General features: G+C 35.2%; 21 protein-coding genes. 8 read left to right on the top strand and 13 right to left on the bottom strand.

Translation table 11 applies throughout. The features are described from left to right. Nucleotides 1-44 precede the first annotated feature (44 nt). A complete protein-coding gene (locus DIT68_RS00275) occupies nt 45-929 on the bottom strand; it encodes a T9SS type A sorting domain-containing protein (RefSeq protein ID WP_109357818.1) in 885 nt (294 codons plus the stop codon). Between the two features lie 116 nt (nt 930-1,045). Here DIT68_RS00275 and DIT68_RS00270 point away from each other — a divergent pair, with 116 nt between their 5' ends. Continuing rightward, nucleotides 1,046-1,228, top strand: a complete 183-nt coding sequence (locus tag DIT68_RS00270) for a hypothetical protein (protein ID WP_146194073.1) — start codon at nt 1,046-1,048, stop codon at nt 1,226-1,228. Nucleotides 1,229-1,681: 453 nt separating this feature from the next. On the opposite strand, the gene DIT68_RS00265 is transcribed toward DIT68_RS00270, so the two are convergent. The 3 genes from DIT68_RS00265 to DIT68_RS00255 form a co-directional block, all read right to left on the bottom strand. Then, nucleotides 1,682-2,017, bottom strand: a complete 336-nt coding sequence (locus DIT68_RS00265) for a hypothetical protein (RefSeq protein WP_199223358.1) — start codon at nt 2,015-2,017, stop codon at nt 1,682-1,684. A gap of 288 nt (nt 2,018-2,305) precedes the next feature. Next, nucleotides 2,306-4,684 (bottom strand): outer membrane beta-barrel family protein, encoded by a 2,379-nt coding sequence (locus DIT68_RS00260; RefSeq protein WP_109357816.1) that lies wholly within the window; start codon nt 4,682-4,684, stop codon nt 2,306-2,308. After that, nucleotides 4,681-5,091: a DoxX family protein gene (locus DIT68_RS00255; RefSeq protein ID WP_109357815.1), complete on the bottom strand. Its 411-nt coding sequence runs from the start codon at nt 5,089-5,091 to the stop codon at nt 4,681-4,683. Before DIT68_RS00255 ends, DIT68_RS00260 begins: the two co-directional genes overlap by 4 nt. Nucleotides 5,092-5,600: 509 nt before the next feature. On the opposite strand from DIT68_RS00255, the gene DIT68_RS00250 reads away from it, so the two are divergent. The 3 genes from DIT68_RS00250 to DIT68_RS00240 all read left to right on the top strand — a co-directional run bounded on the left by DIT68_RS00250 (nt 5,601) and on the right by DIT68_RS00240 (nt 7,687). Then, nucleotides 5,601-6,398, top strand: coding sequence for a sensor histidine kinase (locus DIT68_RS00250; RefSeq protein WP_233244122.1), 798 nt, complete (start codon nt 5,601-5,603; stop codon nt 6,396-6,398). Continuing rightward, a complete protein-coding gene (locus tag DIT68_RS00245; RefSeq protein ID WP_109357814.1) occupies nt 6,395-7,093 on the top strand; it encodes a LytR/AlgR family response regulator transcription factor in 699 nt (232 codons plus the stop codon). Before DIT68_RS00250 ends, DIT68_RS00245 begins: the two co-directional genes overlap by 4 nt. Nucleotides 7,094-7,366: 273 nt before the next feature. After that, entirely contained in the window at nt 7,367-7,687 is a 321-nt protein-coding gene (locus tag DIT68_RS00240; protein ID WP_109357813.1) for a DUF6686 family protein, read from the top strand. Here DIT68_RS00240 and DIT68_RS00235 read toward each other — a convergent pair. The 3 genes from DIT68_RS00235 to DIT68_RS00225 form a co-directional block, all read right to left on the bottom strand. Beyond that, on the bottom strand, nt 7,684-8,208 hold the full coding sequence (locus DIT68_RS00235) for a hypothetical protein (RefSeq protein ID WP_109357812.1): 525 nt from the start codon (nt 8,206-8,208) through the stop codon (nt 7,684-7,686). The genes DIT68_RS00240 and DIT68_RS00235 overlap by 4 nt on opposite strands. Nucleotides 8,209-8,304: 96 nt before the next feature. Beyond that, a complete protein-coding gene (locus DIT68_RS00230) occupies nt 8,305-8,715 on the bottom strand; it encodes an OsmC family protein (RefSeq protein WP_109357811.1) in 411 nt (136 codons plus the stop codon). Between the two features lie 70 nt (nt 8,716-8,785). Next, complete coding sequence (locus DIT68_RS00225; RefSeq protein ID WP_109357810.1) at nt 8,786-9,754, bottom strand: oxidoreductase family protein; 969 nt, start codon at nt 9,752-9,754, stop codon at nt 8,786-8,788. A 150-nt stretch (nt 9,755-9,904) separates the two neighbouring features. Here DIT68_RS00225 and DIT68_RS00220 point away from each other — a divergent pair, with 150 nt between their 5' ends. Next, nucleotides 9,905-10,387 carry a GNAT family N-acetyltransferase gene (locus DIT68_RS00220; RefSeq protein ID WP_109357809.1) on the top strand — a complete coding sequence of 161 codons (483 nt, stop codon included), beginning with the start codon at nt 9,905-9,907 and terminating at the stop codon, nt 10,385-10,387. A 170-nt stretch (nt 10,388-10,557) separates the two neighbouring features. Here DIT68_RS00220 and DIT68_RS00215 read toward each other — a convergent pair whose 3' ends face one another. After that, nucleotides 10,558-12,984, bottom strand: a complete 2,427-nt coding sequence (locus DIT68_RS00215) for a TonB-dependent receptor (RefSeq protein WP_109357808.1) — start codon at nt 12,982-12,984, stop codon at nt 10,558-10,560. A 229-nt stretch (nt 12,985-13,213) separates the two neighbouring features. On the opposite strand from DIT68_RS00215, the gene DIT68_RS00210 reads away from it, so the two are divergent. Further along, nucleotides 13,214-13,669 (top strand): DUF305 domain-containing protein, encoded by a 456-nt coding sequence (locus DIT68_RS00210; RefSeq protein WP_199223357.1) that lies wholly within the window; start codon nt 13,214-13,216, stop codon nt 13,667-13,669. Nucleotides 13,670-13,676: 7 nt separating this feature from the next. Here the strand turns inward: DIT68_RS00210 and DIT68_RS00205 are convergent, their stop codons facing one another. From DIT68_RS00205 to DIT68_RS00185, 5 genes are all read right to left on the bottom strand, one after another. Beyond that, nucleotides 13,677-14,051: a YccF domain-containing protein gene (locus tag DIT68_RS00205; protein ID WP_109357807.1), complete on the bottom strand. Its 375-nt coding sequence runs from the start codon at nt 14,049-14,051 to the stop codon at nt 13,677-13,679. 65 nt (nt 14,052-14,116) lie between these two features. Continuing rightward, nucleotides 14,117-14,743, bottom strand: coding sequence for a carbonic anhydrase (locus DIT68_RS00200; protein ID WP_109357806.1), 627 nt, complete (start codon nt 14,741-14,743; stop codon nt 14,117-14,119). A 209-nt stretch (nt 14,744-14,952) separates the two neighbouring features. Next, nucleotides 14,953-17,196 carry a PepSY domain-containing protein gene (locus DIT68_RS00195; RefSeq protein WP_109357805.1) on the bottom strand — a complete coding sequence of 748 codons (2,244 nt, stop codon included), beginning with the start codon at nt 17,194-17,196 and terminating at the stop codon, nt 14,953-14,955. Between the two features lie 120 nt (nt 17,197-17,316). Further along, nucleotides 17,317-17,823 carry a DUF2271 domain-containing protein gene (locus DIT68_RS00190; RefSeq protein ID WP_109357804.1) on the bottom strand — a complete coding sequence of 169 codons (507 nt, stop codon included), beginning with the start codon at nt 17,821-17,823 and terminating at the stop codon, nt 17,317-17,319. 5 nt (nt 17,824-17,828) lie between these two features. Continuing rightward, nucleotides 17,829-19,286 (bottom strand): ankyrin repeat domain-containing protein, encoded by a 1,458-nt coding sequence (locus DIT68_RS00185; protein ID WP_109357803.1) that lies wholly within the window; start codon nt 19,284-19,286, stop codon nt 17,829-17,831. A 190-nt stretch (nt 19,287-19,476) separates the two neighbouring features. Between DIT68_RS00185 and DIT68_RS00180 the strand changes: the two genes are divergently transcribed. Both DIT68_RS00180 and DIT68_RS00175 read left to right on the top strand, forming a co-directional pair. Further along, nucleotides 19,477-20,730 (top strand): T9SS type A sorting domain-containing protein, encoded by a 1,254-nt coding sequence (locus tag DIT68_RS00180; RefSeq protein WP_109357802.1) that lies wholly within the window; start codon nt 19,477-19,479, stop codon nt 20,728-20,730. A gap of 226 nt (nt 20,731-20,956) precedes the next feature. Next, nucleotides 20,957-21,874, top strand: a complete 918-nt coding sequence (locus DIT68_RS00175) for a DUF6607 family protein (RefSeq protein WP_199223356.1) — start codon at nt 20,957-20,959, stop codon at nt 21,872-21,874. Nucleotides 21,875-22,100: the final 226 nt, after the last annotated feature.

The following is a 22,100-nucleotide window of genomic DNA, read 5'->3' as shown; positions in this document are numbered from 1 at the left end:
GCAGGCAGTGCCTACCCTCACTTAAGTTAATATTTTAGTTTTATTTATTCGATAACTAACTTTTGCTGCATTGTATATCCATTACTTTGTCGAAGGACAACAATATAAACTCCAGCTTGGTATTTACCAGTTTCTAACGAAACTTCGCCTTTTGCTGAACGCAAATTGTGTTTAGCTACGCTTCGTCCAGATAAGTCGTAAACTTCTAAGTCTCCTTCTGATGACGACATTTCATAGTAAACGGTTGCCGTTTCTTTGGCAGGATTTGGATAGATTGTTAATAAATCATCGAGCTGAGGATTTATACTGTCTCCAACTTTTATCATTCTGCTACCATACATCGCATTGTCACACCTTGGAATTTCAACTCTTAGCTCATAAATACAAGGTACATATTGTCCATCCATAAAAATAGATCCTTGTATTGTCCAATTGGTTGAACCCGAGAATGAGCCTTGTGGAATCACAGTAAATTGAAGATAGTTTACCCCTGAATTGATTGTGAAGGATGAAGGAATAATCGTCACGTTATTAAAGTCATCAGAGATTGTTGCCGTAAACGATGTACTCGCTGAGCTATAGATCATTACATGATATGTAAATGAACAGTATGGCGTTTGATTTTGATATACCTCCTCGATCTTTACATCTTCTATCTCACATTTTTCACGTCTTTCCAGAGCAAAGTATAAAGGATCAGACTCCATCTCACAATGTCCAGTATTTATGGTTGAAGAGTAAGAACCAATTCCTAGCAAATAAAATGGTGTTTGATAAGAACCAAATCCTGTTTGAATTGAACTTCCACTTTCATTCCAACTCCAAGAAGGTAAAGGTAATGTTGGTCCTATTAAGTAACTATACTCTTCATCTTTATCGCCACGATTATAGCAAGTTTTTTGCCTAGAAGTATAGTTTTCTGTTTCCATAAGCGTAGTTTGAGAATTACTTAAAGTTACATTTTCTAAACAGCTAAACGATTAAGAAAATACAAAGGTTGTTTTTTGAAACAATTACAAATATATACCAACCTAAAGCCTCCATAGTGAATCCACATCATACAAAAGACGTCATGATCATCACTGGAAAGTCTGAACGATATTCGCGAGAGCTCATCAAAAAGATGAAGGAACACTACCTCAAAAAATCACAGCAGTATGTTACCATAAAAGAGTGTTCTGAATATTTAGGTTTGGATGTTGATGAGGTGGAGGAAGTTTTGTTTTGAGAATCATAATATTTAGTGTTATTTATTCTTGTATGAATATGAAAAAGAGTATCTTTGTGGTTGATTCGCTCATTCAAATAAAGACATTTAACACGTGATTTAACGTGGTCTATGTGGTGGTCATTCTTTTTTAGAAGTCACCAACCCCTATTAAACAAGCCGTTTGGAGGTTTTATAGTGGATCCCAGCGGGATCACTTAAAGCCTCTCATTCGAGAGGCTTTTTTTGTTAATAGACATCAAATTCCACCAAAACCAATACTTCTAGTCATTTCTTAATTTGCATTAATTCCACTCAAAACTAATTAACAACATTTTTTTTGTCATCTACGGAGTCACCAAATATTTTCAGTATGTTGGTGACAGGAATTCAAAAACCCGAATTGAACCTGTTAAGATTAAGTCACTATTCCTTTTATCTATAGGATTGAGTTATTTATTATTTTTCAAAAACTCAGTTATTTCTCAAAGGCTCTGCTCTATTTCTATAATCTGCATCTAGAAAAGCATAGATAATTTCACCATTTTCACCGATCAAAGATGAGGCAAAAGGAAGTTCGTTTGATTCATCTCCATTGTATCCATTCATATCAAATGCTTCATCATACATTCTAGCAACTTCGTCTGTTAATTTGAAAACGATACCGTATTCTTTGGCTACTACTTGCTTTGCGCTTTCTACAATTCCACTTTCTACAACAGATTCTATTCCTTCTTTGTAAGCTCTTTTTTTGTTATCGTCTGCTTTCAACGCAAAATTTGCTTTCTTTTCCTCTAATTTTGACTTCAAAGTAGTGTTTGAATCCTTACCAGTAGCGAAATAATTTAAAATCTATTTCCTGGCAATAGGTTTGTGCTGTAATGGGGCGCGATCCAGAAAGGTTTCTGGAACACAGATGCAAGCAACACGGATAATCACGGATTTCTTGTGTCATGAATCCTAAGTATTTTTATATCTTGAAATTAATAATGCACCATATTTCATAAAACTTTTTTTGGAGGATTGCATTTCAATTCCAATTTTACTGGTAAAATATCCTATATGCTTTAATCATAAAAGCAATTTCTCATCTAAAATCTATCTTCTTCTTCCGGTATAATTCATCGCTTCACCCTTCCCAAAACCATAGCTAATTCCAAAAGCTATTTGTCTTTGGCGTTGACCAAAACTGTAGTTTTCAAAAGTATCTTGACTAACAAAGTTTTCACGAATGCGGGATTCGAAAACATCACGAACAGAAAGATTAAGCATAATTTTTCCTTTGAGTACTTTTTTACGTAAACCAACATCTAAGGTAGTATAACCTGATGTTTCACCTTGCACTGTTTCATAACCAGACTGTGTTTTTACTGTAAATTCGAAATCAATATCATAAGGCAGTTTGATTTTTGGCGTAATTCCTAAAGACCATTGACTTCCTGAAAAATCGAAAGTTTGATTCTGAAAATCTCCCTTGCGATCAAAGTAATTCATATTGAAATCCGCTGAGATGGTTAACCACTTTGTAGGAATATATTTCCCATTTGTTTCGAAACCAAGCTTTGAATTTGAGCCAACGTTATACGGACGAACATAAACTGTGTTATTTTCAATTGTTGAAACTCGTTCGATAACATCTTTTGTGTATTGGTGATAAAGACTTGAACTAAAGGACGCTTTCCCTATTCTATAAATACTGGTTAACTCATAAGAATCAGTATATTCTGACTGCAGATTTGGATTTCCTGCACGAATATTAAAATTGTTACTGATGTTAAAGAATGGATTCAAATCCCATAATCTAGGTCTGTAAATTCTCTTCGAATATCCTGCTTGAAAAGATAATTTGTCTGAAACTTTATAAGAAGTATGTAGAGTAGGAAAGAAATCAGTAAAGTTTTGATCATTTGACTCTTCTGTATTCACAAGAAATGTACTTAAATCGGTGTTTTCAATCCTTACACCACCTTTAACACCCCAATTTCCTCTTTCGTAAGCTCCAGTTGTGTATACTCCCAAAACTTTTTGATTGTATTCGAAATTGTTGGTTTGATTTTGATCGGTTACATATTCACCGCCAACAAAATCTTCAACTAAATAATTGTTTGCGACATTGTTTAAGGCGTATTGTGAACCCAGTTCAAGTGTAAAAAACTTAGTCATAGGATTTATATAATCGGCTTTAAAAGTATAGTCTTGCTTGTTGAAGTTAGTTGCTGTTCGCTGGTCACCATTCAGATTTAATCCATTTACTTCTCGTGTTGTAAAATCAGAAGATTGGTCTTTTCCAAAAAAACTACCTAGCCCCGAAATTTGTAGCGTATGCTCTTTGTTGTTTTTGAATTGTTTTTTGTAATTCAAATCGTATTGCCATTTTGGATTGATGGCATCAGTCACTTCGTTTCTTGTCCAGCTAGAAATTAAATCTCCATTTCCATCTGTATATTCGAAAGAAGTTTCTGAAGGTTGATCTTCCATTTCATAGGCGAAGTTTCCTGATAAGGTCAACACATTGTAATCGTTGATGTGATAATCTGTTCCCAATGTAATATTGAAAAAAGCTTCATTTCTATAGTTTTCCCCAATACTTGAAATCGTTTCTTCAGTAATTTTATTAAAGTTTCGTGATTCCGAGAATCTTGGCATAGAACGGTAACCACCACCCAATTGCGTAAATAAATTGAACTTATCTGTTCTTCTGTTCAAACTTAATCCAATGCTGTGATTAGCTGGATAACCAGTATTCGCAGTTACAGAACCGTTCCAACCTTTCTTTTCTTCTTTTTTTAGGATAATGTTCAAAATTCCAGCAGTTCCAGAAGCTTCATATTTCGCGGAAGCATTAGTAATCACTTCAATGCTTTCAATCATATCTGCGGTAATGGTTCCCAATGCATTACTTGATTCATCAGCCAACACAGATGGTTTTCCATTAATTAAAATTTGAACACCTGCACCACCACGAAGACTGATTTCACCATCGATACTCACATTTACAGAAGGTACATTATCCAGGACTTCTAAGCCGCTCATTCCAGTGCTGCTCAAATCTTTTCCTACATTAAAAACACGTTTATCCAGTTTGAAAACAGTTTTAGAAACCTCACCTCTAATCTCCACCTCTTCCAAAGATTGACTTTCAGACTCAAGTGTAATGGTTCCTAGATCAAGAACCGAATTTTCAATTTTAAAATCAGAAATTACACGTGTAGCATATCCCATAAAACTAATTTCAACGAGAAAGTCTTTTTCTTTGGTCGCTAAACGAAATCCCCCTTTATCATTCGTTGTTGTACCCACAAATACATTTGCTGTATCTAAGTCTTTCAAAACAACTGTAGCATAAGGAATGGGCTGTTTTGTCTCTTGTTCAATTAAGCTTCCCGAAATTATAAGTCCCTTCTCTTGAGCAGTCGCAACTCCTGTCGAAAGAAACAAAATAAGCACTAGTGTAATCTTTTTTATGGCGTTTTTCATTTTTTTAATTTTAAATGAATTAATGAATCTATTGCATATTTTCCTGGACCTGATATTATCAGCGTAACGAAACCCATTAAGTAAAGGAATGCTTTTTCAAAACCTGAAAAGCCCTCGGCAAAATGAATATAGAAAACAGCTACTGCCATAGTGATAATCAAAGGAATTAGAGCTAAACGTGTGAGTAAGCCAAAAACCAATAATGCCGAACAGAAAACTTCTGCAAAAACGGCTAATATAAGAGATACTGTGACCCCAACACCGAAAGGATCTGCAAATTGAATTTCACCGCCCTCTATGAGTTTTACCCATTTCGACAAACCATGACCTAGAAGCATTGATAGTCCTAAAGAAATCCTTAGAATTAGCAATCCGACATCTTTTAATTGAATGTTGTTTTTTAGCATTCTCTTTATAGTTTTTGAATTACGCTACAAATCAATAAAACAATCGCTGAATAAAGAAATAAAATCCGTTGAACAACATATTAAACCCTGTGAAAGGAACAACAGAATGTATTTATCTGGTCGGGAACACATCAAACCCTATATCTTCACCACTGTTACTTTCTATGAAAGAACAGTAAACCCAATGCTTTTCCTAAAATGTTGTTGGAAGCTTAGAAAATGTCGTTCACCATAAATTTTAACTAAATAAGCTTTCTATTCCTTACTTTTACAGTCTTGATTAAGTCTGAATTTAAAAAAATAACCCTCAAGGAGATCATATTTCAAATTGCTTTGAATCTTATTGTCTTCACTTTTTTGCATTCGACCGTCGGCATCCAGAAATTGAACTATTCAAAATCTATTTCTATTTAAATTATGCCATACCTGCGTTGATCATCAATTATATTTTACTTCCGAAATTTCTTTATAAAGGAAAATACTTTGGATTTATTTTCTACGTTTTAGTATTGATTGGCATCATTATTTTCATCGAAGAAGCTGTTCTAGAACAAATCTATTATCCAGACACACGGGGAAGAAAATTTCTTGGCGTATTTCGGAATTTACTGGGTACAGTGCCAACATTAACAGTATTGGTGAGTTTCAAATTCGCCTGGGATTTACTTAGAAATCAAAAGCAAATAGAGAAACTAAAAAGCGCGGCAAAAGAAAGTGAGTTACAGTTTCTAAAATCTCAAATCAACCCCCATTTCTTATTCAATAATTTGAATAATGTATATGCTTATGCGGTTGAACAATCGCCAAAAACACCTGAAATTATTCTAGAGTTGTCAGCTGTTTTAAGGTATATGCTTTATGATTGCAAAGCTGATTATGTTTCTTTAGAAAATGAAATCAAACAAATTAAAAGCTACATCAGTTTAAGTGAACTTCAAATTGAAGACAGAGGAAAAGTAACTTTTAACACGAAAAACATCTCCAACACAAAACACATAGCTCCTTTGATTTTAATTGTTTTTATTGAGAATGCTTTCAAACACAGTTCATCAAGTCAAAGTGATGAAATAGAAATTGAAATTTTATTGGAAGAATTGGAGAGCGGAACTTTAAAATTCCAATGCAAAAACACCTATAGAAATCAGAGCAATACTTCTTGTTTAAGTGGTGGAATTGGTTTAGAAAACGTTCAAAAAAGATTGCTTTTGTTATACCCCAACGCACACGATTTAAAAATAACAACAATTGATAATGAGTACTTCATTGTAGATTTAATCATTGGTTTAAATAAAACTAACTCAAAATGAAATGTATAATTATTGAAGATCAATTGCCTGCACAGCGCATTCTAAAGAAATACATTTTAGATTTTGAAGCTTTACAATTAGAAGCCGTGTTTAACAATGCACTGGAAGCGATTGAATTTTTGAAATCTAATGAAGTAGATTTAATGTTTTTAGACATTCACCTTCCTAAAATATCGGGAATTGACTTCTTGAAGTCCTTAAACCAACCACCACAAGTGATCTTTACGACTGCCTTTTCAGAATTTGCATTAGAAGGTTATGAATTAAATGTCGTTGATTATCTGTTAAAACCTTTCTCCTTTCAACGATTTGTGCAAGCCGTTTCTAAAGTCGAAACAAAAAAACAATCTGAAGCTAGACTTAATGACGACAGAGGAGATTCCAAAAAAGATATTTTCATTAAAAGTGGATTTGACCATATTCGAATCAAAATAGACGACATAACCTATATCATGTCTGACGCAGACTACACAGAAATTCATCATGAAACAAACAAATATCTTTCCTCTGAAACATTGCGATTTTGGGAGCAAACTCTGCCCACACATCAATTCAGCAGGGTCCATAAATCATATATTGTGAATACGGAAAAAGTAGTAAAGGTTTCTGGAAATCAAATTTACTTAGAAAACAAGAAGGTTGTTCCAATAGGTCGAGCATTTAAAAATGAGTTTATTGAGAGATTTTTAAAATAAATGCCTCCAATTAGAAACTTTCCAGCAAGGAAATAATTTAAGTTGTATTCCCTGGCAATTGGTTTGCGCTGTAATGGAACGCGGCACATCGGTAAACTCAGTCACCGCAGTCACCGTTTTAGCAGCACGGATAATCACGGATTTCTAGCGTCTTAAACCCTAAGTATTTTTATCTCTGGAAATTATTACCCTAAAAAAGGTATTGCCAACTCACTACGAAAATTATACTTTTATCTCATTATTTAGAATCAATCCAAATAAAAAAGTATAGATATGACAGAACAAATTTTAGCTCACAGCAAGCATGGATATATCGCTGTATGTAAAAACTGTGGAAACTATCAATTGAGTTTCGGAACAACTGGAATGTGCTTGGATTACGAAGAATTTATGAGTTTTAGTGAAATGGTATTTGATGAAGCCAAGTTCCCTGAGGAATTAGAAATGCAGGACTTAAAAAGTATTCAAATTCCTACGATGAATGACAATATCCAAGTTGTGCTTACTTATAATGAATTGCTTCATCTTAAAAACATTTTAGAAGAGGCTTTAGTGATGATTCAAGTACATAACATCTTAGAGCCCAAAAACTAGTGACTTGCATCCCCAAAAGTTTGTAGCATTTTAGTTAACGATTTTCTAATCCCAGCAGAAAGTGGCTCTACAAATCGTTTATCTGTTAATGATTCTATTTCATTATTCAGTTCTGGATATTTCTTAGCCATTTGAAAAATCACCTCAAAAGCTTTAAATCGGACGGAAGATTGTTTATTGATATCTAGCCAAATATCCACACAAGAATCAAACAATAAACCTTCGTATTCTTCAGGAATTTCCATTTTTAGCAGAATATTTATCAAATTTCGCTGCTGTCCATCTTTAAAAGAATTGAGTTGCTTTATCATTGTGGAAACATGCGCTTGAACACGCGCATCATTTTTCTCCATGCAACTCCACAACAACCAAGTTGCACGCCACGAATACGGTTGTTTATCGGTCACAGACAATTCAACCAACTCCATAAAATCAGCTGGATTAGCTTCCATGTTGGAAAGCATTTCCGCCTTGTAGGACTTGATAAGGATAGATTCTAAGGGAGTTAGAACAGTTTGCATTGAGATAATATTTGGCCAGTAAAGTTAAGGAAGTTGATGGAAAAGAAATTATCAATGCAGACTCATTAAGATTGATTCGTTAAAACTAGCTTCATTTTACTGAATCTCATAACTACTCGTCACTTTAATATCCGGATGCAACGACAAAATTGCCGAACAATATTTCGTAATTGCTAAGTTAATCGCACGTTCTAATTTGTCAGAAGAAATTTCTCCAGTAAGAATATAATGAAGGTGAACGCTTGTAAATTCTTTTGCAGGACTTGATGATCTTTCACCCGAAGTTTCAATTCTAATATCACTCACCAGATGTTTTTGTTTCTTCAATATCAGCAATAAATCAATGGTGGAACACGAAGCAATTCCCGACAACATTAACTCCATAGGTCTGAAACCTTTGTTTTCCCCTCCTATTTCTGGTGAACCATCTATTTCTAGGCTTAATCCTGATTCGTTTTGTGCTGTAAAGTGGAAAAATTCGTTTTTTCGGTCTAATTTGATTTTCATAAGAGTTCATTTTGTTTCTATTATTCAAACTTAAAATAAAAATTGAAGTTTAAACAGTTTTAAGCACATATTAGAAATCAGCCAAGACCTCATCCAGCAATCCCAAACTATACCCATTCACCTTTTCATGACCCGGCATCCAGCCCATTAAAAACCTCGTGAAATCTGCGGAAGCAATAGGATACATCCTTCTCCACTCCTGCTCTAGTTCGATAAATTGATTGGGGCTTATTTTATTCTGACAAGCAACTTCAAGTGCATTAAAATAGAAATCCAATAATTCAGCTTCGTGGTTTTGGCATTCAGTTCCAGTGAGACAACTACCTAAAAAATAAGCTAGGTCTTTCATTCCACATCCTCCTCCAACATATTGGAAATCGACGGCTGCAACTGAGTTTTCATCATTCGAAAAACAGAAATTGGCCACTTTTGCATCGCCATGTACGAAAGTTTGGTATTGACAATTGTTTAAGATTTCATCTATGGTTTTGGCTTTATCTTTCAATTCGGAGGCTTTCATTGAAGCAAATTCATCTGGTCGAGTGGCGAGATGCCAATAGGTTCCAATTTCCCATAATCCTTCAGGCTTTTCATTGAGAAATGTTGCATGGAAATTCGCCAGCCATTTTAAACATATTTTTACTTCTGAAATCTTTAAATGTTGTTTTCGAAGAGGATATTGAGTATCCAAATCTTCCAAAACAATCCATTGATCTTGGTCACGCGAAAATGAAGCTAAAAACCGTGGTGTTCGGCAATCACTTGTGCAGCGCTGATTGTAGTTTTCATACCAATTTGTTTCCACTTGATAGGATTTCACTTTTCGATTGTGCGAGTTATCCGTATTCCATCCTCTGGGGTGAGCAAGGGCTTTCACTAGTGAAATGTGTTTTACCACAACAGTTTCAACAGCTGCTCCGTCCAATTGAATTCTAGAAATTTTTCCATAACCACTCCACAAAGACTGAATCATTTCAATTTCTTTGCAGTCTTTTGCTTGAGTGTTTTTGAGTAGAAAATCTTTAAAATATGAATTCATTGTCTGTTCTTTCGTATTGATAATTGGAGAACAAATTTAGCATATATTCTAATGCTTTTCTTCAATGGTAGGACAAAGAAAGGGAATGAAAAGCCAGAAAAATCATTAAATTAGAACATTATACAGCAATTTCTATTCGAAAAATCACTAATGAGAAATCTAAAAATCAGAGCATATCAAACGAAAGACAAATGTAAAGTCGTTGAAATTTTCAAATCAAACGTTCCAAAATATTTCGCTGAAAGTGAATTAGAGGATTTGAAATGCTATTTAGGCAATCAAATTGAAGTGTATTTTGTCGCTGAAATGAACGATGAAATAATTGGAGCTGGCGGAATTAATTTCGAAGATGAAAAGAAAACGGGAATAATTAGCTGGGATTTCATTCATCCGAATCACCAAGGAAAAGGAATTGGTAGTAAATTACTTCAACATAGGCTGGAATTACTGAAATCTATGCAAAACATCGACACCATTAACGTGAGAACTTCCCAATTGACGTTCATGTTCTATGAAAAAAACGGATTCGTCTTAAACAAAATTCAAAAGGATTATTGGGCGAAAGGCTATGATTTGTATGAAATGAATTTTCAAATTAGAAATTATCCCATAGTGGTCGGACAAAGGTTGTGAAAAACAGGTGTTATACAATAGCATCAATAAAGTTAGTTCATCAGATCAAAAGATTAACCCGTTAAATTAGATGAAACAAATCCTCCCCCTTGTCCACCTCCAAAGGGGGAAGCGCTCACTTACAACTGCTTACACATTAATATCAATCCCCAACTTCAATTGTTAATTGCCTAAAATTCAAATATAAATCCAATCGAAGGCACCACCGTAGCTGATCTTTCATCCAGAATCACCGGAATTCCATTGCTTCCATCTTTGGCTATTGGATTTCCATCTGTCGTTTCAAATCCTGTGTTGTCCGCGTTTCTTTTAAATGTATAATTGGGTAGTCGACCAGCTTTGTACAAGAATACATTTTGAATATCTACGAAAAGCGTCAGACTCACCTCTTTAAAATTGATTTTTTTATCGACACGTAAATCCAGTTGCTGGAAGACGGGTAACCTTTCGCTGTTTAATTGAGAGAAATCTAGCGTTCCCACTCCTGTTGTTAGATAATTTGCTCGCGAAGCTGGAAGATCAAATGGTGTGTAAGGTTGTCCTCCTGCAATGCGGTACTTGATTCCTAAATCCCAGTTTTTCTTGAATTTATAACCAAAAGTTGTGGAGAATACAAAACCGTAATCCCAAGTTGAAGAACTAAATTGACCATCTGCCCCTGAAAATTCAGACTTATAAACTGTCGCACTTATGATATAAAAAAGATTCTTGATCAACTTTTGCTGTGCATAGGCTTCAATTCCATAAACACGGCCTTTTCCAATAGAAGCATAACTGTCATTCCCTACAGTGGAGAAATCTGTTCCGATATTTGCTGCTGAAATTCCGTCGGTTAATGAAACAGGATAATTTCTATAATCCTTGTAAAATGCTTCTAAAGTGAATCGCAAATCATTCTTCGGAATAAACTGCGTTCCAACAGTATAATGAATAGAATTGATATAATCTAAGTCTTTATTGGCCAAATTTCCAGTTGAATCTCTAAAACCTAAAGCGGTATAAACGGGCAATTTGTAATAGGAACCTATTGAAGCTGAAACATTCCATTTATCGTTGAATGCCCAAGAAGAAGAAAGTCTTGGAGAAATTGTTTTCAAGGGATTTAAGCCAGATGCTGTAAATGAATTCATGTCGGAACGCACACCTCCTGTAAGCAGTAATTTCTCTTTGAAGAAGTATTTACTTAAGTGAGAATATGCTCCAAATTTATAAAATTCCATTTCAGAATTACTATTAAAAGTGATCGCTGGAGAAACAAGATTGCCGAATGGGTCTGTTATTTCATCTTGTACGGTGTTGAATAAATCTAAATCGTATTTCACATATTGTGCACCTAATCCATAACTCCATTTCCAACCATTAAAGAATTGATTAAAGTCGATTCTTAACTTATTCTCTATTTCATGGCTTTTCAAACTGAATAATTCGCTGCCTTCTTTGGTTGCATTGTTTTCAAATCTATCTGCTCCATTAAAGAACATATTTCTGCTTAAAGCAACAGTAAAATATCCTTTGTTTATCAATCTTTTTAGTGATGCTCCTACGGTATAATTCCATTGTTTAATGAGTGGATTCGCTCGGTTAATGTATTCTGTAGTAGCATCTGCTTCTTCAGGAACAGCTAATTCAAAATTATCAATTGCTCCAATCCCTATAAAATTCAACTCTGTTTTCGCGTTGATTTTATGGTTAATTTTGTACTGAAAGTCCCAATAATCTGGACGAATTGGCAAATCAAGTAACTGAAACAAGAACTGCAAATATGACCTTCTGGCAGAAGCTAAAAAAGTTGTATTCTTCCCTAATGGTCCTTCCAGGGTAATAGCCGCTTCACTTCCCGATAATCGCACATTTCCACTTAATTTATTTGGGTTTCCGTTCCTTTGTTTTATCACAATTGTGGAGGCCAAGGCATTGTCATACCGACTATCAAAAGCCGAAGAGGTCAATTGAACTTCTCTTATGAATGACACATTTAAAATTCCGGTTGCTCCACCACTCGCTCCTTGTGTTTGAAAGTGATTCAATACAGGAATTTCTATTCCATCTAAATAGTAAACGTTTTCACTTGGACCTCCCCCCCTTACGATAATGTCGTTTCTATTTGGAGTTGATCCTCCTGCAACACCTGGCAAAACTTGAATTACTTTTGAAACGTCAAAGTTTCCTCCTGGATTTACTTTAATTTCTTCGGCGGTCAATTTTTGAGTAGCCAAAGGTGTCACCATGTCTGTAGCTCTCACCGACTTTGAAGCATTAATTGTGACTTCACCGAACTCTTCAACATTGTCTTCCAACTCTATTTCAATGACTTGTGCATTACCCGAGCTAACATTCACATTATAGATAATAAAAGCCTTATAACCAATATAGTAAGTCTCCAAATTATAGCGACCCACTGGTGCGTTGATGTTAAATTTTCCATCTAAATCTGTTGTGGCCTTTAAAGTATCTGGACCCGACAAAGTAACGACAACACCAATCAAGGCTTCTTGTAGATTTTTATCTTTTATTGTTCCCGTAATTACACCTGTTTTTTGAGCAAAAGCAGTTGAAAAACACAAACCGAAGAAAAATAGAATAATTGCAGACTTCATATCATTATTTTATAAGCCTTGAGTTGAAAAAAACAATTACCTTCACCTTTGTAAAGTAATGCATTTCCAATTAATTAGTGGCTGGTCGTAAACCGACACTAACGAGAAAAGAACACTCTTTTACGTTAATTGTTTTTAGACTCTTAATAAATGCAAAAATAAGATTGATTTTTGGATAGCAGAACTAGATTTTCTAATTTGATGGAAAATAATTTTAAGAACACGAAAAATGGAAAAGTTCAATTACACCAAGTTCATCCTTATGTTGATTTGTTCTGCAATTTCAATGTACATCACCATGTATTTCAACACTTATGAATTCAGTCACGTTTATTTTAGTTGGACAAGAATGTACATGACATTTATAGGAATTGGAGGAATGGCGATCATCATGTTTCTTTTTATGCGAAAAATGTACACCAATAAAATAAAGAATGCCTTAATCGTATTGGGAAGTTTGATTCTAATGGGCTTTTCCACTTTTATGGTACGTCAGCAAATCCCTGTAGAAGATGTTCGCTGGATGCGGGCCATGATTCCTCATCATTCAATTGCTATTTTAACCAGTGAAAATGCAGAAATAAGCGATCCAGAAGTGAAAAAACTGGCCCAAGATATTATCAAAGCTCAAGAAAAAGAAATCAAGGAAATGAAAGCTATGATTGAAAGATTAGAAAAGGAATAGTAACTCTTTATTTTTCAATAATTTCTCTTCCGAAAGGCGTTAATGCCAAAACCGCTAATTTGAAATGTTGTCTTGCCCAAGGATAACCGATAATTGAAATGGCGAACAAAATTCCAAATAAGAAGTGCGAAAGAAAAATCCAAAATCCGCCAACGAAAAACCAAATGATGTTCATGATGAAGGACAAGCCTCCATTTGAGTTTTCAACTACTCGTGTTTGCTTTCCAAATGGCCATAAAGCTAAACCTGCCAATTTTAATGTTTGAATTCCAAAGGGAATTCCAATAATGGTAAGCATCATTAGAATGCTAGAAATTAGGTACTCAATAGCAATGAAAATTCCACCAAATACCAACCAGATAATGTTTCCTATTGCTTTCATATTTTACTTTCTTTTTTTTTAATAATCACTCCTAAAACACAGCTATTCAGATCAGCAAAGCCCTGCTAATCCAATTTGTAAATCTCTTTAATTTCGCTCAAAATATGTTCAAAATCTATGTTTAAATCGATTAATTTTCCAGAATGAATGTCAAAAACCCATCCATGAACATCAATATTTCGTGTTTTGCTTGCTTTTTGAACGGCGGCCGTCTTTATGACATTGATACATTGTTCCTGCACATTTAATTCTACCAAACGTTTATAGCGATCCTCTGTATTTTCAATTGAATTCAACTCCTTTTCATGAATGCGATATACGTCTCTTATATTCCTCAACCAAGGATTCAATAACCCTAAATCGGAAGATTGCATTGCCGCTTTAACGCCTCCACAGTAATAATGACCACATACCACAATCATTTTCACCTCTAATTGAGTAACCGCATAATCAATGACTGACATTACACTCAAATCGGTATTGGGAACCATATTGGCAATATTTCTATGAACGAAAGCATCTCCAGGATCAATTCCCATCAATTCTTCGGCGGTAACCCTACTATCAGAACATCCGATGTAAAGTATTTCTGGATTTTGACCTTTTGCCAAATTCTCAAAGTAATTAGCGTCTAAATCTAATTTTTTCTTTACCCAATCTTGATTGTTTCTAAAGATCTGTTCAATGTCCATTTTTAAATGTTTTGCCAAAAGATGCTGCAATATCGAAAACAAAAATGGTTCTGCAACGCGTTTAATGAGAGAATGTCGCTCACCTCCTATTTTACCGGCCTATCGAACACTTTAAAAGAGACTTCTCGGCATTCAAATGAATTAAGAATTTAAACTGTGTGGGAAAAAGCAATTCAGCTTATTGTATTTCAGCGTAGCGCAAATGCATATCAATAACAATCCATCAACACTTTCCCTTTCTCAATATATTTCTCCAAAGGTGGCAGTCCTTCTTCCTTCAATATTAATTTTAGCGCATCCAAAACTCCGTCTCTCATTTTTATGGAACCACAAATCATAATATTGCCTTTACTTTTTAATAAGCGCACCACTTCACTTCTGTTTTCAATGACTAAATCTTGAACATAGCGCTGATTTCCTTCCTCTTTTGATAAAGCAAAATGCAGCTTATTAAATAATTCTGTTGATTTATTGTGCTGTATAAATTTATGATACAACTTAAAACTTAGGGGATTTCTTCCGCCCAAGTAAAAAGTTTTCTTTTGCTTAGAAAACAAGGAACTCATTCCCAGAAAAGGGGCTATTCCCGTTCCGTTGGCAATCATCAATACATCTCCCTTTTTGGGTAAATGAAATTTACTATTTACCTTGAGGTAAGCCATAAATTCTCCTCCCACTTCTTGATTAAATAAAAAATTGGAACATTCTCCAACATCATGCTTTTTAATGCTCAAAAGAATATTTCCTTCTTCTGTTTTTCCGATGGAATAATAGCGGGCCACATCATCCCCCGGTGGAGCGATCGCCAACAAATCTCCAGACTGAAAGTTAATTCGCTCTTTAGGAGTCACTTCCAAAGTAAAAGTCAAACCAAAACCATCGTCCACCACTTGTTTTTGATTAATTTCAAAAGGCAACAAGTGCTCCGTTTTCTTTGGCGCTTCATTCGGAAGTTCAAAGCTTAAGGCGTGTTGCTTTTTCCATTCTTCAATAGACAAAGAGAAACTGGTTTGCGATCTTCCATCAATTAATGTTGGTGGAGCCTTCAGTTCAAATCCAAGTTTCTTATCGAGTGAATCATAAACATCTATAGCGAACTGGCAAAACTGAGGGTAAATCATCGATCCAAAACCAATGACATGCGTTTTTAATGTATTCCTTTGTTCTATTTCCTCTACTTTCGAAAGAAAATGTCTCGCATTAAACGGCGGATCTCCGTCACCATAGGTCGAAGCCATAATCACCAAATGCTTTGCTTTTGGGAAGCTTTGGTAGTGATTCATGTCTGTGATGTAAACAGATTTACCAGAATTCACCAATGCCAAAAACAGCAGCTGACCAAATTTTCGAGTGGAGCCATTTTCCGATCCCGTTAAAATGATGAATTCAGCGTCTTCAGGATTTACCTTATTGCGAGACTTAGAAGACAATCTGCGCCAAGCAATTTTAGTTCCCGAATACATAAAATACAGGAGGTTTAGCGAAATTAAGCCCAAGACTATCGCCCAAATCCATTGGCCTCTCCCTGTATGCAATGTTATAGATAATGTTGTTAAATTCTCAATCCAAGTTGCTTTTTGTTCTGCGATTATGCTTCCCGTAAACTGATTAATTTTTATGGCTCTGTCTTGAAGTTCTAATTCAAAATAATCTTCCTCATCACTAGAAAAAGGAAAGTTAAGCGTTTTAACCTCTGACAAGTAGGTATTTTGAAAAATAGGAAAATCCTGTAGTTCTAAATTTTCATTTTTCTTGCTAACTTCAAGATTAATCTCTCTATTTCCTTGAGGTTTAAATTGCGTATTTAAAAATAAGACGGACCCCGAAAAAGCCATGATAACGATCGGAACAAAAGCGATTCTCCCTAAAATAGTATGATAAAACTGGGCGCTATTTTGCTTTTTTATGTGAGCGAAAATGTTTCGGAATCCATTGGTGCGTTTGATTACCAAAGCCATTCCGCTTAAAGTTATCAGTAAAAGCAAGAAAACGGTAATTCCCATAAAAATCCTGCCTGTGTTGTGCAGAAAAAGGGAGCGGTGCAAAGTTGTTACCCAAGTATAAACTTCATTTTTGGGTGGAAGATCGGCTAGTTTTTCTCCTGTGCTTGGGTGAATATAAAATGCGCCGTCTGGATTTTCATCAAATCCAATTACGTCCACTTGTACGGCTTTCTCTTGATCTACAGACAGGGAGAAAACTTCTATGTAGTCCTCTTTTAATTGGGGAACAATATCCGATAAGCGGGTTGTATCTGTTGCAAGCTTGTCGCTTGGAGAACTAAAATGCTCAGCCACAGGTGCTGTGGAAAGTATAATTCCCGAAATTGAGGCGATCAACAAGAATACGCTTGAAAATACCGCTAAAAGTAGATGGCTTGTCCTCCAAAAATTAGCTAGTCTTTGCAAGAAAAACCCAAATACTGCGTTATGCTTGTTTTGATTCACAGGCATTTATAAAAATAAACTCCTGATGATTAAAAACTTCACAAGCCTTGCCTTTGGAGTTTTCTTATCAAAGACTTGAAAAAGAGTAATTTTCTTGCGGATACTGGTAAGCATAGAATAAGCTGATTATTTATTGACAGGAATTAATCTTACTTGGCGAATAAAACCTTCTTTACCCTCATATTTCCCTAATTTGATTTGATCTTTAGTTAATTCCACCACAACATCTTTCACGTGGTAGCTTTTATCTTCGACTGCTGTTTCAAAGCGCAAAGAATAGCCTTTATCGATGTATTTGGGATCAATTTTAAAATTAATTACCGAACGCTCACCACTTCCTATTGTAGCGCCTGTTACGCCATCTAACCTTGGCTGATGTCTGTTTTTCTTTCTGAAATTGTGCCATGATTCAAGATCTGGATACCACTCGTGATCATCTCCCAAAACACGTAAAGTTTCCACATATTTATCTTCTGCATCAATCACAGAAACAATAATGTAGGCGCCTTCACCCTGGTAGTTTTTTAATTGGATTAGGCATTTGTATTCACCGCCAATAGTTTGCGCATTTGTACCGAAAGAATTCATCAAAAGACTGATGAAGATTGAACCAAAAATCAATATACTTTTCATTTTACTTATTTTAAAAATTGTAAATCACCTTCCAAAAGCTCGTTGCTCTTCGCTAAATCATAAACCGTTTCATCAAAATCAGTTTTTACGTTTTTATCAGCACCCTTGCTGATTAAAAACTTAAGAAACTTTGTATGATCTCCTTTCATAGCAGCCAATTGCAAGGCTGTTATTCCTTCTTCATTTTTAGCGTTGATGTCAAGTCCAGCGTCCAATAAAGTGTTCACTAAAAATTCATTTTCAACGGCTGTGGCAGAATGAATTGTACTTTCCTGCACCTCAACTCCCTTCTCTTTTAACATTTTAAAATAATGAATAAAAAACTCCTTTTCCTTTTCGTTGTAAGTAGCCACCAAATGAGTAATTAGATTATCTCCAGTTTTATCTCTTAATTTAAAGTCAATCCCCTGTTTTAGAACACGCTCCGCTAAGCCCGTATTCTTTCTTCGTAAAGCATAAGTCAGTACATTGTAGCCATTTTCGTTGACCAAAAACTTATCCTCAGTCATCTCATATAGCACCAACAAACTCACTTCATTGTTTCTTGCTGCGGCAATCATGAGTGGTGTATTCCCCTCCTTGTTCACCTTTTGAACATCTACCTGCTGATCTATGAAATAAGCAAAAACGTCTTTATTTTTATTTCCTGAAGCCAAATAATGAAGAAGATTACTTCCTGAATTATTTGTTAAGGTAGGTTCGCAGCCTTTGCTTACCAGATATTCAAAAATTGGCAATTCATTACGAAATCCGCGCTTTCCTCTTGCGGCAAAAAACAAAGCATTTTCGTTGTTGTCATTGATTGCACTTGGGTTTAAGCCTTTGGCAATAAGTTGTTCGAGCAATTCAATTTTCCCTTGTGAACTTGCATAATGAAAAACCGTGCTGTTGTTCTTGTCTTTCGCTTTTAGACTCATTCCATTCTTGAGGAAATAGTCAAGCTCCTTGATATCATTCACATGTTGTGCAACATAATGGATAATTATCGCTCCTTCTCTATTGGGTGCATTCAACTCTAAGTCGTAGGCTTTAAAAAGATCATAAATTCTGTGATCTGCAACCCCACCCATAGCTGTGAAAGTCTGTAAATTATTTCCTTTATCATCAATAATATGAATATCAGAACCAGCTTCCATTAAATATTTTGTCAACTCAAAGTTCCCTCTATATGCTGCCCACATTAAGTAGTTTCTCGCGTCATGTGTTATTTTGGTTACTTCATTTCCTTCAATAGCCAATAGAAATTGAATTGTCTCTAATGGAGAGTTATTGAGAATTGCGTAGGCCGTTGCATCAAAATTAAACTTGGAAAATTCCGTTGGGCTATTCCCTTTATCTATTTGCTCTTTTACCTCCTCAATGCTCGTGGTTTTACTCCAGAAGTCATTGCTTAAAAAAACATTCTTTTGCGCGAAAACTGTCCAAGTTCCCAACACTAAAATTAAAGTCAAAATTGTCTTCATACTAATTAGATTTATTCTAAATAAGGCAAAAATAAATAAATAATCACACCGAAATCAATTCCAACTAAAAATACCCTGAACACGGTATTTTTGTCCAAACACCAATGAATACACACTTTTTGGTATTGGCCTTTCGAGATTCTCCCTCTACATTTGCGAACGTTATTTGTAATTAATCTAAATAAATACAATGAAAAAATATTTACTTTTCGCATCACTTCTTTTTACAGGAAGTCAGTTTATAAACGCTCAATCCATTTCGGAAACGGTTAGTGTAGGAGCTGGATATGTCAACGACACTTGGTACAGTTTAGAAAATGGAGTTCAAGGCTCTAATCCCACTGCTAATTGGGATTTAACATTCGATTTAAGTGGTTTTGGAACTTCTATCAGGGCCAACAACGGAAACGGTGTTATGATTTACCCTTACCCAAATGGTGATATTAATGATTGGGCAACTGTAGACACGTCAGGATTGTCGACATGGACGCCTAACTACAACGATGAAACCACTTGGTTTTATGGGGCTTTAGACAAAAATATAAACTCAAATGATCCTTTTGATGTAGGCTGGGGAGTTTATGACATGAACACGCACATTATTTCTGGAGATTCTATTTTCATTGTTAAATTAATGGATAATTCTTACAGAAAGTTACGCATAGACCAAATGGCCAGCGGAGCATTTGACTTTACTTTTGCTCACCTAGATGGAACAAATGAAGTGCAAGCAAGTGTTGCCAAAGCAGACTATGCTGACAAACTCTTCGGTTACTACTCTCTTCAAAATGAGACAGCTGTTGACCACGAACCGGTAACTTTAGAGAACTGGGACTTATTTTTCGGAAGATATACAGGTTTTATTCCAACTCCTTATAATTTAACAGGTATTATTGCTGGTCCAAACACGGAAGTTGTACAAATTGATGGGGTTGCAGATGTGGCCAACTACAACGATTGGGGAGCAGAAACTTTCTCCAACGACATCAGTACTATTGGTGCAGACTGGAAAGAATTCATGTTTTCTACTATGAGTTATGAAGTTACAGATGATGTAGTTTACTTCGTAAAAACGCAAGCAGGAGATGTTTGGAAATTGATTCCAACTGGATTTGGTGGAAGTTCAGATGGTAACTTCGAATTCACAAAAGAAAAGATTTCTGCATTATCTGTTGACGAAAACGGAATGGCAAAAGCTGAAGTTATGGTTTATCCAAACCCTGCAACAAACAATGTTTCTTTCATTTTGAATAACATGGAAGCAAATGCTACAACTGTTCAAATTTTAAACATGGAAGGTCAAATAATGTATGAACAAGTACTTACTGGAAAATCTGATTTCGATGTAAAAAACATTCCTGTTCATGCTTTCAGAAGTGGAGTTTACATTGTGAATGTAAATTCTGGAGAGCAACAATTTAATCAGAAATTGATTATTAAGTAAAAGAGATGTTGTGTTTTTATTCTTAAACACAGTTGCCTTCGATCCATTCGACAAGCTCAGTCAACGGTTTATACTTCGGTGATTGAGCTTGCCGAAAGCGACGAAAAAATAAACACATTAAAAACATCGTTGCCTTCGACAAGCTCAGTCAACGGTCTACACTTCGGTGATTGAGCTTGCCGAAAGCGACGAAAAAATTAAAAACAAATAAAACAAAAAATAAGTTATGAAAAAGATACTCTTTATTGCCTTAGCTTTAACAAGCACATTTTCTTTTGCACAAAAAGACAAAAAACAGCAAGACAGAAAATCAATTTTAGAAATGGAAGGTTGCTATAAAGTAACATTCGATTTTGCAGAAACCTTTTCTCCTGATACAGGATACGTAAAATACGACAACTATTCTTCTCAGGCTACTGAGTACGTGTTTGCAATAGAAAACGAAGAAGATTTTATTTCCCTTCAACACATTTTAGTAATCAATGACACTTTTCTAGTGAAACATTGGCGCCAAGATTGGTTGTATGAAAATCAACAAATCTTAATGTATGACAAAGACAGAACGTGGAAAAACAACAAAATTTCTAAGAAAGATGCCAAAGGAACTTGGACACAAAAAGTTTTCCAGGTAGATGACAGTCCACGTTATGAAGGATACGGAACTTGGGTTCATGTTGATGGAAAAAACTACTGGGAATCTACTGCTGATGCGCCATTGCCAAGACGTGAATCTTCAGTTCGTCAGGATTACAATGTAACGAAAAGACACAGCAGAATGGAAATCACGGAAAATGGATGGAATTTGGAACAAGACAATGAAAAAATCTACCGTGATGAAGATGGAAAAGATCACTTAATTACTTGGGAAAAAGGTCACGAGATTTTCACAAAAGGAGACTATGACTGTCAGCCTGCAATTGACTGGTGGAAAGAGAATCACCGTTTTTGGGCAGATGTAAGAACTGTTTGGACAGAAACTATTGCCGCAAATAAAACAATGAAATTCGAAAGAAAAGTGGATAAAAAGTTAATGTACGAGCAATTATTTGGAATGGGAGACAAATACACAGGAGACAATTATGACCAAGCTGCAGCTCAGAAAGAAATTCAATCTGTAATTACCAGCTACCTTAATCAGAAATAATCTTTCATAATTTGTTTTACTCCACCTATTCTGATTAAGGCCCAGAATAGGTGGTTATTTCCGCTTATAAAGCCCAATAGCTGCGTTGCAATTATTTTTGAAACAGTCATTGACAAAAGTCGACTCCTTGGCTTAAAAAACTTCATGCGCCTTGCTATCAAGCTTTATAATTCAGAAATAGTAATTATTAATGTTGACTAAACTTTCTGTGTTAGAAAGGAAAATA

It is taken from the genome of Brumimicrobium oceani (assembly GCF_003143775.1).
In the GTDB taxonomy this organism is placed as follows: Bacteria; Bacteroidota; Bacteroidia; order Flavobacteriales_D; family Crocinitomicaceae; genus Brumimicrobium; species Brumimicrobium oceani.
The sequence above is the reverse complement of the archived record's forward strand: the minus strand, read 5'-3'. Positions and strand labels throughout refer to the sequence as shown.

Bases quoted from the DNA above. Each gene is read 5' to 3' on its own strand.
- DIT68_RS00195 (WP_109357805.1), bottom strand. From the start codon at position 17,196: ATGCCTGTGAATCAAAACAAGCATAACGCAGTATTTGGGTTTTTCTTG.
- DIT68_RS00240 (WP_109357813.1), top strand. From the start codon at position 7,367: ATGACAGAACAAATTTTAGCTCACAGCAAGCATGGATATATCGCTGTA.
- DIT68_RS00215 (WP_109357808.1), bottom strand. From the start codon at position 12,984: ATGAAGTCTGCAATTATTCTATTTTTCTTCGGTTTGTGTTTTTCAACT.
- DIT68_RS00220 (WP_109357809.1), top strand. From the start codon at position 9,905: ATGAGAAATCTAAAAATCAGAGCATATCAAACGAAAGACAAATGTAAA.
- DIT68_RS00190 (WP_109357804.1), bottom strand. From the start codon at position 17,823: ATGAAAAGTATATTGATTTTTGGTTCAATCTTCATCAGTCTTTTGATG.
- DIT68_RS00235 (WP_109357812.1), bottom strand. From the start codon at position 8,208: ATGCAAACTGTTCTAACTCCCTTAGAATCTATCCTTATCAAGTCCTAC.
- DIT68_RS00185 (WP_109357803.1), bottom strand. From the start codon at position 19,286: ATGAAGACAATTTTGACTTTAATTTTAGTGTTGGGAACTTGGACAGTT.
- DIT68_RS00200 (WP_109357806.1), bottom strand. From the start codon at position 14,743: ATGGACATTGAACAGATCTTTAGAAACAATCAAGATTGGGTAAAGAAA.
- DIT68_RS00180 (WP_109357802.1), top strand. From the start codon at position 19,477: ATGAAAAAATATTTACTTTTCGCATCACTTCTTTTTACAGGAAGTCAG.
- DIT68_RS00255 (WP_109357815.1), bottom strand. From the start codon at position 5,091: ATGCTAAAAAACAACATTCAATTAAAAGATGTCGGATTGCTAATTCTA.
- DIT68_RS00260 (WP_109357816.1), bottom strand. From the start codon at position 4,684: ATGAAAAACGCCATAAAAAAGATTACACTAGTGCTTATTTTGTTTCTT.
- DIT68_RS00275 (WP_109357818.1), bottom strand. From the start codon at position 929: ATGGAAACAGAAAACTATACTTCTAGGCAAAAAACTTGCTATAATCGT.
- DIT68_RS00225 (WP_109357810.1), bottom strand. From the start codon at position 9,754: ATGAATTCATATTTTAAAGATTTTCTACTCAAAAACACTCAAGCAAAA.
- DIT68_RS00230 (WP_109357811.1), bottom strand. From the start codon at position 8,715: ATGAAAATCAAATTAGACCGAAAAAACGAATTTTTCCACTTTACAGCA.
- DIT68_RS00205 (WP_109357807.1), bottom strand. From the start codon at position 14,051: ATGAAAGCAATAGGAAACATTATCTGGTTGGTATTTGGTGGAATTTTC.
- DIT68_RS00210 (WP_199223357.1), top strand. From the start codon at position 13,214: ATGGAAAAGTTCAATTACACCAAGTTCATCCTTATGTTGATTTGTTCT.
- DIT68_RS00245 (WP_109357814.1), top strand. From the start codon at position 6,395: ATGAAATGTATAATTATTGAAGATCAATTGCCTGCACAGCGCATTCTA.
- DIT68_RS00175 (WP_199223356.1), top strand. From the start codon at position 20,957: ATGAAAAAGATACTCTTTATTGCCTTAGCTTTAACAAGCACATTTTCT.